Origin of the sequence: Andreprevotia chitinilytica DSM 18519 (genome assembly GCF_000711875.1) — a bacterium.
Taxonomy (GTDB): domain Bacteria; phylum Pseudomonadota; class Gammaproteobacteria; order Burkholderiales; family Chitinibacteraceae; genus Andreprevotia; species Andreprevotia chitinilytica.
Genome location: NZ_JONM01000001.1, coordinates 23,678 through 41,419, shown reverse-complemented (window position 1 = coordinate 41,419; position 17,742 = coordinate 23,678). Strand labels below are relative to the sequence as shown.

General features: G+C 61.2%; 11 protein-coding genes and 1 pseudogene. 10 read left to right on the top strand and 2 right to left on the bottom strand.

Going from position 1 to position 17,742, the window contains the following annotated elements; genetic code table 11:
- Positions 1 to 6: 6 nt before the first annotated feature.
- On the bottom strand, positions 7 to 2,406 hold the full coding sequence (ppsA, locus tag BR41_RS00205) for a phosphoenolpyruvate synthase (protein ID WP_084186725.1): 2,400 nt from the start codon (positions 2,404 to 2,406) through the stop codon (positions 7 to 9).
- Between the two features lie 309 nt (positions 2,407 to 2,715).
- Between ppsA and ppsR (BR41_RS00200) the strand changes: the two genes are divergently transcribed.
- From ppsR (BR41_RS00200) to mdtD, 8 genes are all read left to right on the top strand, one after another.
- Positions 2,716 to 3,534: a posphoenolpyruvate synthetase regulatory kinase/phosphorylase PpsR gene (gene ppsR / locus BR41_RS00200; RefSeq protein WP_035051466.1), complete on the top strand. Its 819-nt coding sequence runs from the start codon at positions 2,716 to 2,718 to the stop codon at positions 3,532 to 3,534.
- Between the two features lie 8 nt (positions 3,535 to 3,542).
- On the top strand, positions 3,543 to 4,358 hold the full coding sequence (gene ppsR, locus BR41_RS00195) for a posphoenolpyruvate synthetase regulatory kinase/phosphorylase PpsR (RefSeq protein WP_035051464.1): 816 nt from the start codon (positions 3,543 to 3,545) through the stop codon (positions 4,356 to 4,358).
- Between the two features lie 172 nt (positions 4,359 to 4,530).
- Positions 4,531 to 5,238 carry a septum site-determining protein MinC gene (gene minC, locus BR41_RS00190; RefSeq protein ID WP_035051460.1) on the top strand — a complete coding sequence of 236 codons (708 nt, stop codon included), beginning with the start codon at positions 4,531 to 4,533 and terminating at the stop codon, positions 5,236 to 5,238.
- Positions 5,239 to 5,347: 109 nt separating this feature from the next.
- Positions 5,348 to 6,157 carry a septum site-determining protein MinD gene (gene minD, locus BR41_RS00185; protein WP_035051458.1) on the top strand — a complete coding sequence of 270 codons (810 nt, stop codon included), beginning with the start codon at positions 5,348 to 5,350 and terminating at the stop codon, positions 6,155 to 6,157.
- A 3-nt stretch (positions 6,158 to 6,160) separates the two neighbouring features.
- Positions 6,161 to 6,424 (top strand): cell division topological specificity factor MinE, encoded by a 264-nt coding sequence (minE, locus tag BR41_RS00180; protein WP_035051457.1) that lies wholly within the window; start codon positions 6,161 to 6,163, stop codon positions 6,422 to 6,424.
- A gap of 91 nt (positions 6,425 to 6,515) precedes the next feature.
- Positions 6,516 to 7,325: a type I methionyl aminopeptidase gene (map, locus tag BR41_RS00175; RefSeq protein WP_035051456.1), complete on the top strand. Its 810-nt coding sequence runs from the start codon at positions 6,516 to 6,518 to the stop codon at positions 7,323 to 7,325.
- A gap of 166 nt (positions 7,326 to 7,491) precedes the next feature.
- Positions 7,492 to 10,098, top strand: a complete 2,607-nt coding sequence (locus BR41_RS00170; protein ID WP_035051455.1) for a [protein-PII] uridylyltransferase — start codon at positions 7,492 to 7,494, stop codon at positions 10,096 to 10,098.
- Positions 10,099 to 10,200: 102 nt separating this feature from the next.
- A complete protein-coding gene (gene mdtD / locus BR41_RS00165; RefSeq protein WP_051709622.1) occupies positions 10,201 to 11,649 on the top strand; it encodes a multidrug transporter subunit MdtD in 1,449 nt (482 codons plus the stop codon).
- Here the strand turns inward: mdtD and BR41_RS00160 are convergent.
- Positions 11,631 to 12,590, bottom strand: coding sequence for an AraC family transcriptional regulator (locus BR41_RS00160; RefSeq protein ID WP_035052309.1), 960 nt, complete (start codon positions 12,588 to 12,590; stop codon positions 11,631 to 11,633). The genes mdtD and BR41_RS00160 overlap by 19 nt on opposite strands.
- A 654-nt stretch (positions 12,591 to 13,244) precedes the next feature.
- Here BR41_RS00160 and BR41_RS00155 point away from each other — a divergent pair.
- Positions 13,245 to 14,465 carry an efflux RND transporter periplasmic adaptor subunit gene (locus BR41_RS00155; RefSeq protein WP_035051454.1) on the top strand — a complete coding sequence of 407 codons (1,221 nt, stop codon included), beginning with the start codon at positions 13,245 to 13,247 and terminating at the stop codon, positions 14,463 to 14,465.
- Between the two features lie 20 nt (positions 14,466 to 14,485).
- Positions 14,486 to 17,614 (top strand): annotated as a pseudogene (locus tag BR41_RS00150) (efflux RND transporter permease subunit); the annotation flags it as partial.
- Positions 17,615 to 17,742 lie beyond the last annotated feature (128 nt).

Genomic DNA, 17,742 nt, shown 5'->3' with positions numbered 1-17,742 from the left:
TGTCACTTAGCCTTTCTTCTGGCCAGCGAGATAAAGCCACGTTTCCACCACGGTATCCGGGTTCAAGGATACCGTTTCGATGCCCTGCTCGACCAGCCATTGCGCGAAGTCCGGATGATCCGAAGGCCCTTGGCCGCAGATGCCGACATACTTGTTCAACTTGCGGCAGGCACTGATCGCCATCGCCAGCATCGCCTTCACCGCGTCGTTACGCTCATCGAAGCTGACCGATACCGGGCCACCGGAATCGCGATCGATGCCCAGCGTGAGTTGGGTCATATCGTTCGAACCGATCGAGAAGCCGTCGAAATACTGCAGGAACTGTTCTGCCAGCACCGCGTTGGCCGGGATCTCGCACATCATGATCACGCGCAGGCCGTTCTCGCCACGTTTGAGGCCATTAGCTTCCAGCAGATCGATCACCTTGGCCGCTTCAGCCACGGTGCGTACAAACGGGATCATCACCTCGACATTGGTCAGCCCCATGACATCGCGCACTTTCTTGACCGCGCGGCATTCGAGTTCGAAGCAATCGCGGAAAGCCGGGTCGACATAACGTGCCGCACCACGGAAGCCCAACATCGGGTTTTCTTCGTGCGGTTCGTAATCCGGGCCGCCAATCAGATTGGCATATTCGTTCGACTTGAAGTCCGACAGGCGAACGATGACCTTTTTCGGGTAGAACGCAGCGCCCAGCGTCGCGATGCCTTCCGCCAGCTTGTCGACGTAGAAATCAACCGCCGAACGATAGCCAGCCATGCGCTGCTCGACCTGCGCCTTGATCTCGGGCGCGAGGTTCGGATACGCCAGCAGCGCCTTCGGGTGCACGCCGATCATACGGTTGATGATGAACTCAAGACGGGCCAGGCCGACGCCTTCGTTCGGCAGTTGGGCGAATTCGAATGCCAGCTCCGGATTGCCGACGTTCATCATCAGCTTCACCGGCGATTCCGGCATCTTTTCGAGCGCGACTTCCATCTTCTCGAACTTCAACAGGCCTTCGTACACATTGCCGGTATCGCCTTCAGAACACGACACCGTCACCAGATCGCCGTCTTTCAGCACGCGAGTCGCGCTGCCGGTACCAACCACGGCCGGAATGCCCAGTTCGCGGGCGATGATCGCGGCATGGCAGGTACGGCCGCCACGGTTGGTGACGATAGCGGCAGCGCGCTTCATCACCGGCTCCCAATCCGGGTCGGTCATGTCGGACACCAGCACATCGCCAGCAGCGACCTTATCCATTTCAGAGACATCGCGAATGATGCGCACGCGGCCTTGGCCGATCTTCTGGCCAATGGCGCGGCCTTCGACCAGTACCGTGCCTTGCTCCAGCATGCGGAATTTGCTCAGTTTTTCCGCGGCGCTTTCCTGCGATTTCACCGTTTCAGGACGGGCTTGCAGAATGTAGAGCTTACCGTCGATGCCATCACGGCCCCACTCGATATCCATCGGGCGCTCGTAATGCTTTTCGATGATCAGTGCGTAGCCAGCCAACTCTTGCACTTCTTCGTCGGTAATCGAGAACTTGCGGCGATCCGCTTCATTCACATCGACGGTTTTCACTGACTTGCCAGCAGCAGCTTCCAGATCGAATTCCATCTTGAGCGCCTTGCCGCCCAGGTGCTTGCGCACGATGGCCGGTCGGCCGGCTTGCAGCGTCGGCTTGTGCACGTAGAACTCATCCGGGTTCACCGCGCCCTGCACCACGGTTTCGCCCAGGCCATAGCTGGCGGTCACGAACACCACTTGATCGAAGCCGGTTTCTGTATCAATGCTGAACATCACACCAGCCGCGCCCTTGTCCGAGCGCACCATGCGCTGGATTCCGGCGGACAGCGCCACCAGCTTGTGATCGAAGCCCTTGTGCACGCGATAGGAAATGGCGCGGTCGTTATAGAGCGAGGCGAAGACGTGCTTGATCGCCTCCAGCACGTTGTCTGCGCCGATGATGTTCAGATAGGTTTCTTGCTGACCGGCGAACGAGGCATCCGGCAAATCTTCCGCAGTGGCGGACGAGCGGACGGCCACGGTCACGTTGTCGCCAAGCTCCGCGTAACGCGCGCGGATTTCAGCTTCCAGCGCAGCCGGGAACGGCGTGGCGAGAATCTGCTCGCGGATCGATTTACCGACTTGTGCCAGCGCCTTCACGTCATCCACATCCAGCGTGGCGAGCAAGTCATCGATGCGGCTAGCGAGATTGTCATGCGCAACGAACTCGCGATAAGCATGCGATGTCGTGGCATAACCGCCCGGCACGCGCACGCCCTTGGCGGCCAGTTGTGAAATCATTTCGCCGAGCGAGGCATTCTTGCCGCCCACAATCTCCACATCGCTCATGCGCAGTTCCACGAAATCAATCACATTCCGGTTGATCAGATGTGGGGCGGTCGGGTGTGCGGACATTGGTGGCCTCGTTTGGTAAAGGTAAAGTAATTGGTATTGTTGAATTCGTTATGGACTGCAGGCAGCATCCCGAAGATGCTGCATTGCGATAATCTTGCCTCCATTCTAGGCAGCAGGGCATGCCGGCCTAATCGGGAGAATCGAGTAATCGCTAACCCCTACCTTGCAACTTGAAGCTCAGGAAGCCGTCGCAGGCTATTTCTCTGGGCTAAAACAAGAAAATAATGGTTTTCCCGCAGGGCTGTTGCCCGGCGGGCTGGATATGCTGCCGTAATATTGCAGCGCACAGTACAAAATTCGGGGAGTCACATGCCGCGCACCGCTTTTTTTATTTCCGACCGGACCGGCATTACCGCCGAAATGCTCGGCCACAGCCTGATCACCCAATTCGAAGACGTCAATTTTCGCCGGGTCACACTGCCATATATTGACACCCCTGAAAAAGCCCATGAAGCCGCCGAGCAGGTGCGCCGACAAGCCGTCATCGATGCCTGTGAGCCGATCGTTTTTTCCACTATCGTCGACGACCAGCTCCGCAGCCTGATCCATGTGGAAGAAGCGCTGACGCTGGATTTCTTCGAAATCTTCATCGGCCCGCTGGAAAAAGCCCTCGGCCGCGAATCCTCGCATACCGTCGGCAAATCCCACGGCATCGTCAATTTCGAAGAATACAAAAACCGCATCGACGCGGTGAACTTCGCCCTGGCGCATGATGACGGTGTGATGCCGCGCGATCTGAACGAAGCGGACATCATCCTGATCGGCGTATCGCGCTCCGCCAAAACGCCGACCTGTCTGTATCTCGCGCTGCAATACGGCATCAAGGCCGCCAATTACCCGCTCACGCCGGAAGACTTCGGCAATCACACGCTACCCAAGCTGCTGCTGCCCTACCGTACCAAGCTGTTCGGCCTGACCATCGACCCGGTTCGGCTGTCGCAAATCCGCGAGGAGCGCAAACCCAACAGCCGCTACGCCGCGATCGACAACTGCCAGTTCGAGATCGGTGAGGCGGAAGCGCTGATGCGCCACGTTGGCGTGCCTTATCTCAGTTCCACCACGCGGTCGATCGAAGAGCTGGCGACCTCCATCATGCACACGGCGGGCCTGACCCGGCGTACCTACTAGGTTTCTGGATGCGTACTGCGTTCTTCATCTCCGCCCGCACCGGCATCACCGCCGAAATGCTCGGCCACAGCCTGATTACCCAGTTCGAACACATCAGTTTCCGTCGCATTGCGCTGCCCTATATCGACTCCAGGGAAAAAGCGCTGGAAGCTGTGGCGCAGATTCGACAACAGGCTGAAATCGACGGGGTGCGGCCAATTGTGTTTTCGACTTTGGTCGATGAAGAACTGCGTGGCCTGTTCAAGATCGAGGAAGCGCTGACCTTCGATTTTTTCGGTCACTTCATCGAGCCGATGGAGCAAGAACTCGACACCAAGTCATCACACGCCGCCGGCAAGGCACACGGCGTGGCCAGCTTTGACGAATACAAGAGCCGCATCGACGCCGTGCAGTATTCGCTCAGCCACGACGACGGCAGCATGGCCAAGAATCTGGCCGATGCGGACGTCATTCTCGTGGGCGTCTCACGCGCCGGCAAAACGCCAGCCTGCCTGTATCTGGCGATGCAATACGGCATCAAGGCCGCCAACTACCCGCTCACGCCGGAAGATTTCGTCGACCACGCCTTGCCCACGCCGCTACGGCCATTTCGCAACAAGCTGTTCGGGCTGACCATTGAGCCGGAGCGGCTCTCCGTCATTCGCGAGTCGCGCAAGCCGGGCAGCAAATACGCCACGCTGGATGCCTGCAAACATGAGGTAGTCGCGGCCGAGCGGCTGATGCGCCAGCTGGGCATTCCATTCCTCAACACCACGCAGCTCTCGATCGAAGAGTTGGCGACCCATATCCTGATCGACGCAGGGCTGAAGCGCCGGATTCATTGAACTGTGCCCGACAATGAACCGCACCCGGACGAGACTTTTCATAAGCGGCTCCGCCGGCAAAGCCGTCCAGACTACGGGCTATATGCGTCGTGCAAGTTAAATCGGCTTTCGCCCCCAGAAACGAACCGGTAAACTCGCGGGCAAATTGTAATAACTGCCGGCCACCCGCCCCATGCCCCCTCGTTTCCCCGATCCCGCATCTGCATTTGAATTTCGCAGCGTAGGCGTCAAGCTGCTGACCTTCGTGCCGGCCACGCTCGATCCGGTGAAGCTGGAAGCGGGGTTGCGCGAACAGCTGGGCAGTGGCGAACACATGTTGTCTGGCGAGCAACTTGCCCTCGATTTCGATAGCCTGCCCGATCTGCCCTCCGCTGTTGAAGTGGCAGCACTGGTACAACTACTACGCCAATATCAGCTGAAACCGATCGCCGCACGTGGCGGAAATGCCGATCAACGCGTTGCGGCCCGCGAAGCCGGTTTAGTCATCCTGAACGAAGACAGCGTCAGCCCGCCCGCTCCCGCGCCGAAAGCCGCCGAAGCCCGCGTGCCGGCCTTGGTTATCAACCGTCCGGTACGCACCGGCCAACAGGTCTACGCCAAGGGTGGCGATCTGGTCGTACTGGCACTGGTTTCCGCCGGTGCCGAAGTGATCGCTGACGGCAATATCCACGTTTACGCGCCCTTGCGCGGCCGTGCCTTGGCCGGCGCACGTGGCGATACCAGCGCGCGGGTCTATACCACCTGTCTGGAAGCCGAGCTGGTTTCGGTCGCCGGCATTTACCGCACGCTGGATGAAACACTGCCCACCGCGCTCCGTTCACGCCCGGCGCAGGTTTTTCTCGATCAAGACAAGCTCGTGCTCGAAGCACTGAATGGCTAAGGCCAACAACGAATAACTGACGGGTTGGCGCGGATGGTTTTGGCTTTACAGCGGCCAAGGCACCCGATGCGAACCCAACAATAACGATTACTCGAATAAGGACTGCACTGTGGCAAAAATCATCGTCGTCACCTCCGGCAAAGGGGGCGTAGGCAAGACCACCACCAGCGCCAGCTTCGCCTCTGGCCTTGCGCTGCGCGGCTTCAAGACTGCCGTGATCGACTTCGACGTGGGCCTGCGCAACCTCGACCTGATCATGGGTTGCGAGCGCCGTGTGGTGTATGACCTGATCAACGTGATCCAGGGCGAAGCCAACCTCAAGCAAGCGCTGATCAAGGACAAGAACTGCGACAACCTGTTCATCGTCCCCGCCTCGCAAACACGCGACAAAGAAGCGCTGACGCGTGAAGGCGTCGAAAAAGTCATCGCTGATCTGCGGCACGAAGGGTTCGATTACATCATTTGCGATAGCCCGGCCGGCATTGAAAGCGGCGCGCTGATGGCCGCGTATTTCGCTGATGAAGCGCTGATCGTCACCAACCCGGAAGTCAGCTCGGTGCGCGATTCCGACCGCATCATCGGCATTCTCGACGCCAAGTCGAAGAAGGCTGAAGAAGGCGGCACGGTGAAAACCCATCTGCTGATCACCCGTTACAGCCCGAAGCGGGTCGACAGCGGCGAAATGCTGTCGCTGGACGACGTCCAGCACCTGCTGCGCATTCCGCTGATCGGCGTCATTCCGGAATCGGAGACCGTGCTGCAAGCATCGAACTCCGGCACGCCGGCAATCCACCTCGCCAACACCGATGTTTCCGAGGCGTACAAAGATGTAGTGGCCCGCTTCCTTGGCGAAGAAAAGCCACTGCGCTTTATCGAAGCTGAAAAAGCGCCATTCTGGAAACGGTTGTTCGGGGGTTAAGCGATGTCGATACTGAGTTACTTTTTCGGCGAAAAGAAAAAAACCGCCGCTGTGGCCCGTGAACGGCTGCAGATCATCCTGGCCCACGAGCGTGCGGGCGGCCGCACCACGCCGGATTACCTGCCGCAGTTGCAAAGAGAGCTGATCGAAGTCATCTCCAAGTATGTCTCCGTCAATCCGGAAGACATCAAGGTACAGCTCGACAAGAAAGACGACTTCGAAGTACTGGAAGTGAATATTGTTTTGCCTGAAGCCGCACGGCGTTAGAATCTTTCTGACTCGATTCAAGCTGAATTCAACTGACGATTGAACTTACCGACAGAGAGGCACAGCCTCTCTTCGTCATTCTGGAAAGCCTATGTCCATCACCATCAAGACCGCCGAAGACATCGCCGGCATGCGCATCGCCGGCCGATTGGCCAGCGAAGTGCTCGACTACATCACGCCGTATGTGAAACCCGGCGTCACCACCGGCGAACTCGACCGCCTGTGCCACGAATACATGGTGAACGTGCAAGGCACGATCCCTGCTCCGCTCAACTACTGCCCACCCGGCTACACGCCGTATCCGAAGTCGATCTGCACCTCGATCAATCAGGTGATTTGCCACGGCATTCCGGGCGACAAGGTGTTGAAGGACGGCGACATCGTCAATCTCGACATCACCGTGATCAAGGATCGCTACCACGGCGATACCAGCCGCACCTTCCTGGTCGGCGAGCATTCGGCCCCGCACGCCAAGCGCCTCACCCAGATCACCTATGACTGCATGTGGCTCGGCATCGAGAAGATCAAGCCGGGCGCGCATCTGGGTGACATTGGCGAAGTGATCCAGAAATACGCCGAAAAAGCTGGCTACTCAGTCGTACGCGAATTTTGCGGTCACGGCATCGGCACGGTGTTCCACGAAGACCCGCAAGTGCTGCATTACGGCCGCGCCGGCACTGGCGTCGAGCTGAAAGCCGGCATGATCTTCACCGTCGAGCCGATGATCAACGCCGGCAAGAAAGAGATCAAATCGATGCCGGATGGCTGGACCATCGTCACCAAGGACCGCAGCCTGTCCGCCCAGTGGGAACACACCGTGCTGGTCACGGAAACCGGCTACGAAGTGCTGACGGTCTCCGCCGGCACACCTCCCAAACCTGAGCGTTACCTGCTCGCCTGACACAGAGCATTGAAAAACTACTGCGAAGCCCGAATCCCGCGTTAAAAAATGGCTCAAAATCCTCATTTACCCTGAGTAAACTCCGGTTTTTCGCCATTTTTTTCCTTGTCTTCGGACTTCTCGCTACGTTTTTCAAAGGCCTGATAACCCTGAACCGAGAATCGCCATGCCGGACACTGCCCTCCTCCCACGCGATGCAGCCGGCACGGCCCCGCCCCGCCCCGTTACCGCCCTGCGGCAGGACTACGTGATCGGCAAGGCGGCCTTGCAACAAGGGTTCACCAACCCGGCCGCTGCCTCGCCAGTGCTGCATCAGCTGGCCAAACTCACCGATCAGACGCTGATCGAGCTATGGGAGCGCCACCACTTCACTGCCGATGTGCTGCTGATTGCGGTCGGCGGTTACGGCCGGGGCGAGCTGTACCCGTATTCCGATATCGATTTGCTGATCCTACTGCCGGATCAACCGTCACCTGGTCTGCTGGAAAAACTGGAAATCTTCGTTGGCGAGCTGTGGGATGTCGGCCTCGAAGTCGGCCATTCGGTGCGCACACTGGCCGATTGCCTCGCGGAAGCCGAAAAAGACATCACCGTGCAGACCGCACTGCTGGAATGCCGCCGCCTCACCGGTGATGTCGCGCGTTTCACGCTCTTTCGCGACACGGTGCACCGCTATATCGACCCGAAGGAATTCTTCGAGGCCAAGCTGCTTGAGCAACAAGCGCGTTACGGCAAGTTCCTCAACGCCACCTACAAGCTCGAACCGAACCTGAAAGAAGCCCCCGGCGGCCTGCGCGATCTGCATCTGGTCGGCTGGATCGCCGCCAGCCTGGGCTTGGGGCGTGATTGGCGTGCCTTGGCTGCGCTGGGCATGCTCACCCGTGAGGAAAGCCAGAAACTGCGCCGCGCCGAGCGCACCTTGCGCGTGATCCGCATCCAGCTGCACTGGCTCGCCAAGCGCCGCGAAGACCGTATCCTGTTCGACTACCAGAACACACTGGCACGCGACTTCGGCTTTACCGACGACCTCGTCAACCGCGGCAGCGAACGCTTGATGGCGCACTACTACCGCGCCGCCCGCATCATCAGCCAGCTCACGCCGTTGCTGCTGCACGCCTTGCGCGGACGCATCTTTTCGCAGATTGGCATCAAAGTCGTCCCGCTCAATGCGCGCTTCCAGCTGCGCGGCAGCGTGCTGGAAATCACCGCGCCGGATATCTTCCGCCGCGAGCCCTCCAGCATCTTTGAGTTGTTCCTGCTGTTCGAACAACAGCGCGAAATCACCGACATCGCCCCGGAAACCCTGCGCGCCTTGTGGCATGCGCGGGCGCAAATCGACGACAACTTCCGCGCCAATCCGCTCAACAAGCTCTTCTTCATCCAGCTGTTCCGCGAGCCACGCGGGCTGACGCGCGTGCTGCGCCGCATGAACCAGTACGGCGTGCTCGGTCGCTACATCCCCAAGTTCGGCGATCTGGTCGGCCGCATGCAGCACGACCTGTTCCACGTCTATACGGTCGATGAACACACGCTGATGGTGCTGCGGAACATGCGCCGCTTTGCCGTGCCAGCGTTCACACACGAATACCCGCTGTGCTCGCGCCTGATCGAAGAATTCGCCCGGCCGGAGGTGCTGTATCTGGCCGCGCTGTTCCACGACATCGGTAAAGGGCGTGGCGGCGATCATTCCACCATCGGGCGCGATATCGCCGCCGAATTCGCCAACAGCCATCCGCTACCGGACGAAGACCGCGCGCTGATCCCGTGGCTGGTCGAGCATCACCTGACCATGTCGCACGTGGCGCAAAAACAGGATGTCTACGACCCGGAAGTGGTGCTCAAATTTGCTGAACTGGTCGGCGATCAGCGCCGGCTGACCGCGCTTTACCTGCTCACCGTGGCCGATATCCGTGGCACCAGCCCCAAGGTCTGGAACGCCTGGAAAGCCAAGCTGCTGGAAGACCTGTTCAAGGCCACGCAACGCCATCTGGCGCAAGACCAGGTGCCGCCTGCCTCGTGGCTGGAAGAACGCCAGGAAGAAGCGCTACGGCTGCTACAGCTGTACGGCATGCGCGCCGATGCGCATCAAGCCTTCTGGAATGAGCTCGACACCGTCTACTTCCTGCGCCATGACGCCCGCGAAATCGCCTGGCACACCCGCCAGCTCTACAGTCGCTTCAACACCAGCGAACCCATCGTGCGGGCGCGTTTGTCTGAATCCGGCGAGGGCTTGCAAGTACTAGTGTATTCGCCGGACATGCCCGACCTGTTCGCCCGCATCTGCGATTTCTTCGGCCGTGCCGGCTATAGCGTCTTCGATGCACAGATCCACACCACCCGCAACAACTACGCGCTCGACAGCTTCTACGTCTACATCCCCGAGCATCACGGCGAGAACTACCGCGACCTGATCGGCTACGTGGAATTCGAGCTGGCAAAACGCCTGAAAGAAGCCGGCCCGTTGCAGCCACCGGCCAAAGCGCGGATTTCGCGGCAGCAGAAGCACTTTCCGGTGCAGCCACACGTGCTGATCCGGCCGGATGAGCGTGGCCGCTACAACGTGCTTGCCATCGCCGCCGGCGACCGCCCCGGCCTGCTCTCGACCATTGCCCGCGTGCTCGCCACGCACCGCATCGCCATCCATAGCGCCAAGATCATGACGCTGGGCGAGCGCGCAGAGGATCACTTCTTGATCTCGGGGCCGGTGTTATCGGATGAGCGCATGGTGCGACAGATCGAGAACGAACTGCTGCAGGCGGTGCAGGTCAGTTAGGGCCCAACCCTTGTAGGAGCGAGCTTGCTCGCGATGACTCAGGTTCGTTAAACGAAGCAATCGCGAGCAAGCTCGCTCCTACAGAACAACCGACTTCCCGCCGTGACAACACTACCAACCACTCCAAATACGCCCACTTCCACCCGTCCGCTCACCTGGCTGGTCGCCGTCGGCTTCTTCATGCAGTCGCTGGACAGCACCATCGTCAACACCGCCTTGCCGGGCATGGCTATCAATCTGGGCGAAAGCCCGTTGCGCATGCAATCGGTGGTCATTGCCTACGTGCTGGCCGTTGCACTGCTGATTCCCGCCTCGGGCTGGATTGCCGATCGCTTTGGCACCCGTCGCGTTTTCTTCGCCGCCATCGTGTTGTTCACGCTCGGCTCGCTGGCCTGTGCCGAATCGGCCACCTTGGGTCAGTTGGTCGCTGCGCGTGCACTACAGGGGGTCGGTGGCTCGATGCTGTTGCCTGTCGGGCGACTGGCGGTCTTGCGGGCAGTGAAGCGCGAGGATTTTCTGGATGCCATGGCGTTTATCGCCATCCCCGGCATGATTGGCCCGCTGGTGGGGCCGACGCTGGGCGGCTGGCTGGTCGAAGCCGCATCGTGGCACTGGATCTTTCTGATCAATATCCCGGTCGGCATCGTCGGCGGCATCGCCACGCTCAAATTCATGCCGGATTTTCGCGATAGCGATCAGCCGCCCTTTGACATTCCCGGCTTTACCTTGCTTGCCATCGGCATGGTCATGGTGACGCTATCGCTGGAAGGGCTGGCCGAGTTGGGCTTTCAACAAGCCGCTGTTGCCGTGCTGCTGGTTGGCGGGCTGATCTGCATCACCGCTTACTGGCTGCATGCCACACGGGCGCAATATCCGCTCTTTCCGCTATCCCTGTTCCACACCCACAGCTACGCCGTCGGCGTGACCGGCAATCTGTTCGCCCGCCTTGGCATCGGGGCGATGCCGCTGCTACTGCCTTTGCTGTTGCAGGTCAGTTTCGGCTTTACGCCACTGGAAGCGGGCCTGTCGATGATTCCGATCGCGCTGGCGGGCATGTTGTCACGGCAGACCGTTTCGCCCCTGGTCAGGCGGTTTGGTTATCGCAACGTGGTAGCTGGCAATACCGTGCTGCTGGGGCTGATGATCGCCAGTTTTGCCTTGCTCACCCCCGCCGCGCCGCATTGGGTGCGAATTCTGCTGTTCGCCGCGTTCGGCGCGGTCAACGCCATCCAGTTCACGGCGATGAACACCCTGGCGCTGAAAGACCTGGATTCAGCACAAGCGAGCAGTGGCAACGGTTTGCTGTCGATGGTGATGCAATTGGCGATGGCGCTGGGCGTGGCGGCTGGTTCAGCCATCCTGGCAGCATTCGCCTCGCACTATGAGCTGCGATTGCATGTCACGACCGATCCGCTGCAAGCCTTCCACGCCACCTTCATCTGTGTCGGGCTGATGACTGCCGCTTCGGCGGGGATTTTTCTGCAGCTGGACAAAGATCGCGCAGAGCGTGGCACGACGGGACCAGCCCAGGCTCACGAAACGCTGGACTGATCCTCGCGCAGGCGCTTGACGTCACGCGCGGGCGGCGCGCCGAAGAAGCGACTGTACTCACGGTTGAACTGGGACTGGCTTTCATAGCCGACGCGGTGTCCGGCCGTGCCCGCATCCACCCCTTCGCTCAGCATGATGCGCCGCGCCTCTTGCAGGCGCAGTTGCTTCTGGAATTGCAGCGGGCTCATAGCAGTGACCGCCTTGAAGTGCCCGTGCAGGGAGGACACGCTCATATACACTTCCCGCGCCAGCTCCTCGACCACGAGCGGCTCGTGGAAATGCGCATGCAACCAGCTGATCGCCCGCGCCATGCTCAGGCTGTGGTTTTCCGACAGCGCCATCTGCGCCAGTCTCCAGCCATCCGGCCCTCTGAGCAGGCGGTACAGAATCTCCCGCACGTAAAGCGGCGCCAATGCCGGGATGTCATCCGGCGTATCCACCAGATAGACCAGCCGTAACACCGCATCCAGCAAGGTCGGGGTTAGATCACCCGTGAACATGCCCCGCTGCACCTTGCGGCTTGCCAGCCGCTCCGCACCGCACATCTCCAGCACCGCCGCCGCAATGTCTTTGGTCTCGAAGTCGATCCGCATCCCGAGGACGGGCGTCTCCGGGCTCGCGCCGATGTGTTGCGTGGAAACAGGCAGGTTCTGCGAGACCACCAGATAGCGGCTGCCGTCGTAGACATACACATCGTCATTCAGAAATACGCGCTTGCTGCCCTGCGCGAGGATGCAGCAGGTCGGTTGATAGATCGTGTGGGCAGGATGCTGCGCGCGCGTGGCACGCCCGAAGAAGAGCCCCGGCACCGCAGTCCCGTGCACCCCATCCGAGCCGGTATGGCGTTCGATTTGCGCGGCCAGACGCGCCCGCATCACGGTGATCTGTAACTGTTCGGCAGAGCGGTCGCCCTGCTCCGCTTGTATCAGGGATGTCAGCATAGTCAGCATCCTCCGCGCTCCTTTCCAAGTCGTCATCACTTTACCGCGCCGCCTGGAGGATTGTGCAAAAAATCGAGAGGATCGAGCAAAGCCAAGAGAGGATTAGGCAAAGCTGTTAACTTTGCATTACAGCTGGCAAGCTGACGTATCTCGTTGTCACAACGCACAAAGCCAAGGATTGAATCCTATTGTCATACCGGTTTGCATGTACCAACCATATTCATACCGATAGGATCAGGCAAAAAAATTCAAGGATTGATCATAACGATCAAGATACCCCCGTCATAGAATCCATGAACGTTTCCGGCGTTGGTCAGGCGTGAACGCGGTTGCGATAAAGACCATACAAATGAAAGGTTTATTCAAAATAAATTTCAGCATACTGATGGTTGAAATCAGTAAAGCAACCACCAACTTCACCGCCTGAACACCGGCTCGCTCCCCGGCCGATGCCCCGCCCCCGCCTTACCGCATGCCGCAACACGGCATGTGGCCCGGCAAATGGCGGCGTCGGCCCAACCGTCGAATCGACGGTTTGCTCGCCCCGAGCCGGCGAAACCAACGCCATGCATCTCGACCCGTCCTTGAGTACCGGCCAGCCACGGCCTGCCTCCCGGGGACATCTATCGCCTTTGAACAGGAAAGGAATGACCCATGAAATCGACTCTTTCGTCGCCTCTTTCATCCAAGGGAAAGCGCCTGCGCCAAGTTGGCGTGGTGGGTGCCTCCTCCATCGTGGGGCTGGCCATCGTCGCCGCCTTGGCCACGCATCGCTCGGCAGCCAACGCACCGGCAGGCGCGCCACCGGCCATGCCGGTTTCCGTCGCCGAGGTCGCCGCGTCCGAAATCACCCAGTGGGGCGACTTCTCCGGCCGGCTCGAAGCGGTGGAGCGGGTCGAGCTGCGGCCTCGCGTCGCTGGCACTGTGCAGAAAATCCACTTCCGCGAAGGCGCGCTGGTCCAGCAGGGCGATTTGCTGGTGTCGCTGGACCCGGCCCCTTACGCGGCGGACGTCGAGCGCGCAGATGCGCAAGCCGCCGCGGCCCAGGCGCGCCTGCAACAAGCCCGTACCGAGCAAGCGCGTTCCGAGCGTCTGCTGGTGGAACACGCCATTGCGCAGCGTGAGTTCGACGAGCACAGCAACACGCTGCGCGAAGCCGAAGCCAACCTGCGCGCCGCTCAGGCCTCGCTGCAATCGGCCAAGCTCAGCCTCAGCTACACGCAGGTACGCGCGCCGGTGGCGGGCCGTGTCGGCAAGATCGAAATCACCGCGGGTAACCAGGTGGCGGCCGGCCCCGGCGCGCCGACCCTCACCACGTTGATGTCGGTCAACCCGATCTACGCCAGCTTCGATGCCGACGAACAAGCCATCGCCAAAGCGCTGGCCGAACGCAGCACGCTGGAACGCATCCCGGTGCAGATCGGCACGATGGCCCAGGACGGCACGCCGCTGACCGGGCACCTGCAGCTGATCGACAACCAGATCGATGCCAAGAGCGGCACGGTGCGCGTGCGCGCGGTGTTCGACAACAAGGAAGGTAGCCTGATGCCCGGCCAGTTCGTGCGGGTGCGCATGGGCACGGCCGCCAAGGCGCAGGCGTTGCTGATCAACGAACGGGCGGTCGGCACCGATCAGAACAAGCGTTTCGTGATGGTGGTCGGCGCGGGCAACAAGGCCGAGTACCGCGAAGTGCAGCTGGGTGCATCGGTCGGCGGCCTGCGCGTCGTCTCGGAAGGCTTGAAGCCGGGCGAGCGCATCGTCGTCAACGGCCTGCAACGCGTCCGCCCCGGCGGGCTGCTCGCCCCGACGCTGGTGACCATGGACGAAAAACCGGAGCTGCAAGCCAAGACTGCCACTCCCCGGAAGAAAAGCTAAGCACCTGACGGAACACCACCATGAATCTCTCCAAGTTCTTCATTGATCGCCCGATCTTCGCCGGCGTCATCTCCGTGCTGATGTTGCTGGCCGGGTTGATCGCCGTGCGCGGCTTGCCCATTTCGGAATACCCCGAAGTGGTGCCGCCGCAGGTCGTGGTACGCGCCAACTATCCCGGCGCCAACCCCAAGGTCATCGCCGAAACCGTCGCCACGCCGCTGGAGGAAGCCATCAACGGTGTGGAAGGCATGCTCTACATGGGCAGCCAGGCCACCACCGACGGTCTGATGACCCTCACAGTGACCTTCAAACTGGGCACCGACCCGGACAAAGCCCAACAGCTGGTGCAAAACCGCGTCAGTCAGGCCGAGCCGCGTCTGCCCGAAGAGGTCAAACGTCTGGGCATCACCACGATCAAGAGCTCGCCCGACCTGACGATGGTCGTGCACTTGCTCTCGCCCAACGGCCGCTATGACATGACCTACCTGCGCAATTACGCGGTACTCAACGTCAAGGACCGCCTGGCGCGCTTGCGCGGCGTGGGCGACGTGGCCTTGTTCGGTTCGGGCGATTACGCGATGCGTGTCTGGCTCGACCCGCAAAAGGTGGCGCAGCACGGTCTGTCGGCCAGCGATGTGGTCAACTCGATCCGCAACCAGAACATCCAGGCGGCCGCCGGCGTCGTCGGCGCGTCGCCGGGTCAGCCGGGCGTGGATCTACAACTCTCGATCAATGCCCAGGGCCGCCTGCAGACCGAAGAAGAGTTCGGCGACATCGTCGTCAAGACGGATGCCAACGGCGCGGTCACCCGCCTGCGCGACCTCGGCCGGCTGGAGTTGGGCGCATCGGGCTATTCGCTGCGCTCGCTGCTGGATAACAAGGACGCCGTGGCAGTGCCGATCTTTGCCGCGCCCGGCTCCAACGCGATCGATATCTCCGACCAGGTGCGCGCCACCATGGCCGAGCTCAAGCAGAACATGCCGGAAGGCGTGGACTATTCCATCGTTTACGACCCGACCCAGTTCGTGCGTGCGTCCATCGAATCGGTCGTGCATACGCTGCTGGAGGCCATTGCGCTGGTCGTGCTGGTGGTGATCCTGTTCCTGCAAACCTGGCGGGCATCGATCATTCCGCTGCTGGCCGTGCCCGTATCGGTGATCGGCACTTTCGCGGTGATGCATGTATCCGGCTTCTCGATCAACGCGCTGTCGTTGTTCGGTCTGGTGCTGGCCATCGGCATCGTGGTGGACGATGCGATCGTGGTGGTCGAGAACGTGGAACGCAACATCGCAGCCGGCCTGACACCACGCGAGGCCACGTACCGCGCAATGCGCGAGGTAAGCGGCCCCATCATCGCGATTGCACTGGTGCTGATCGCGGTATTCGTGCCGCTGGCCTTCATCACCGGCCTGACCGGCCAGTTCTACCGCCAGTTCGCGCTGACCATCGCCATCTCCACGGTGATCTCCGCCATCAACTCGCTGACGCTGTCGCCGGCGCTGGCCGCGATGCTGCTGAAGGGGCATGACGCGCCCAAGGATGCGCTCACGCGGGGCATGGACAAGGTCTTCGGCCGCTTCTTCGCTGCCTTCAACCGTGTGTTCAAGCGCGGCTCCCAGGCTTACGGCGGCGGCGTGCAACAGGCGATCCGCCGCAAGACGCCGGCACTGCTGATCTACGCCGTTCTGCTCGTGCTGACGCTGGGTCTGTTCAAGGCCGTGCCGCATGGTTTCGTGCCGGCCCAGGACAAGCAGTACCTGATCGGCTTCGCCCAGCTGCCTGACGGCGCCACGCTGGATCGCACCGAGGATGTCATCCGCCGCATGACCGACATCACGCTGCAGACCCCCGGCATCGAACACGCCGTGGCTTTCCCGGGGCTGTCGATCAACGGTTTCACCAACAGCTCGAATTCCGGCATCGTGTTCGCCACGCTCAAGCCGTTTGAAGAGCGCAAGGGCAAGGCGCTGTCGGCCGGTGCCATCGCCGGCAACCTGAACATGCAGTACGGCAAGATCCAGGACGCGTTCATCGTCATGTTCCCGCCCCCGCCAGTACAGGGGCTGGGCACCACTGGCGGCTTCAAGCTGCAACTGGAGGATCGCGGCGGACTGGGTTACGAGGCGCTGGACCAAGCGGTCAAGGCCTTCATGGCCAAGGCTTACCAAACGCCTGAGCTGGCCGGCATGTTCACCAGCTATCAAGTCAACTCGCCGCAGCTGTATGCCGGCATCGACCGGACCAAGGCGCGGCAGCTGGGTGTGGCGGTCACCGACGTGTTCGACACCATGCAGATCTATCTGGGCAGCCTGTACGTCAACGACTTCAACAAGTTCGGCCGTACCTACAGCGTGCGCGTGCAAGCCGATGCACAGTACCGCGCACGGCCGGAGGATGTGGGCCAGTTGAAGGTGCGTTCGGCCTCGGGCGAGATGGTGCCGCTCTCTGCGCTGATGAAGATCGAACACTCGGCCGGCCCCGACCGGGCGATGCGCTACAACGGCTTCCTGTCGGCCGATATCAACGGCGGGCCAGCCCCCGGCTTTAGCTCGGGTCAGGCGCAGGAAGCGGTCAAGCGCATTGCCGCTGAAACGCTGCCGCCCGGCATCACCTTTGAGTGGACCGAGCTGACCTATCAGGAGATTCTGGCCGGCAACTCCGCCATCTGGATCTTCCCGCTGTCGATCCTGCTGGTGTTCCTGGTGCTGGCCGCGCAGTACGAAAGCCTGAGCCTGCCGCTGGCCATCCTGCTGATCGTGCCGATGGGACTGTTGTCCGCCATGACCGGCATCTGGCTCTCCGGCGGCGACAACAACGTGTTCACCCAGATCGGCCTGATGGTGCTGGTGGGGCTATCGGCGAAGAACGCGATCTTGATCGTCGAATTCGCCCGCGAGCTGGAATTCGCCGGACGCACGCCGCTGGAAGCCGCCATCGAAGCCGCCCGCCTGCGCCTGCGCCCCATCCTGATGACCTCGATGGCCTTCATCATGGGCGTGCTGCCCCTGGTGCTGGCCAGCGGTGCCGGCGCAGAAATGCGCGCGGCCATGGGGGTGGCGGTGTTCGCCGGGATGATCGGCGTGACGGTATTCGGCCTGTTCCTGACCCCGGTGTTCTATGTACTGGTCCGCGCCCTTGCCCGCAACCGGCCGCTGAAGCTGCACGGCGCGGAGGCACACCATCTGGACGCCTTCGCCGGCACCGAGGCCATGCATGCCACGCTGCAGGGCGGCGGCAACGCCAACCCGCATCCCGCCGCACCGCGCAACGACCATGC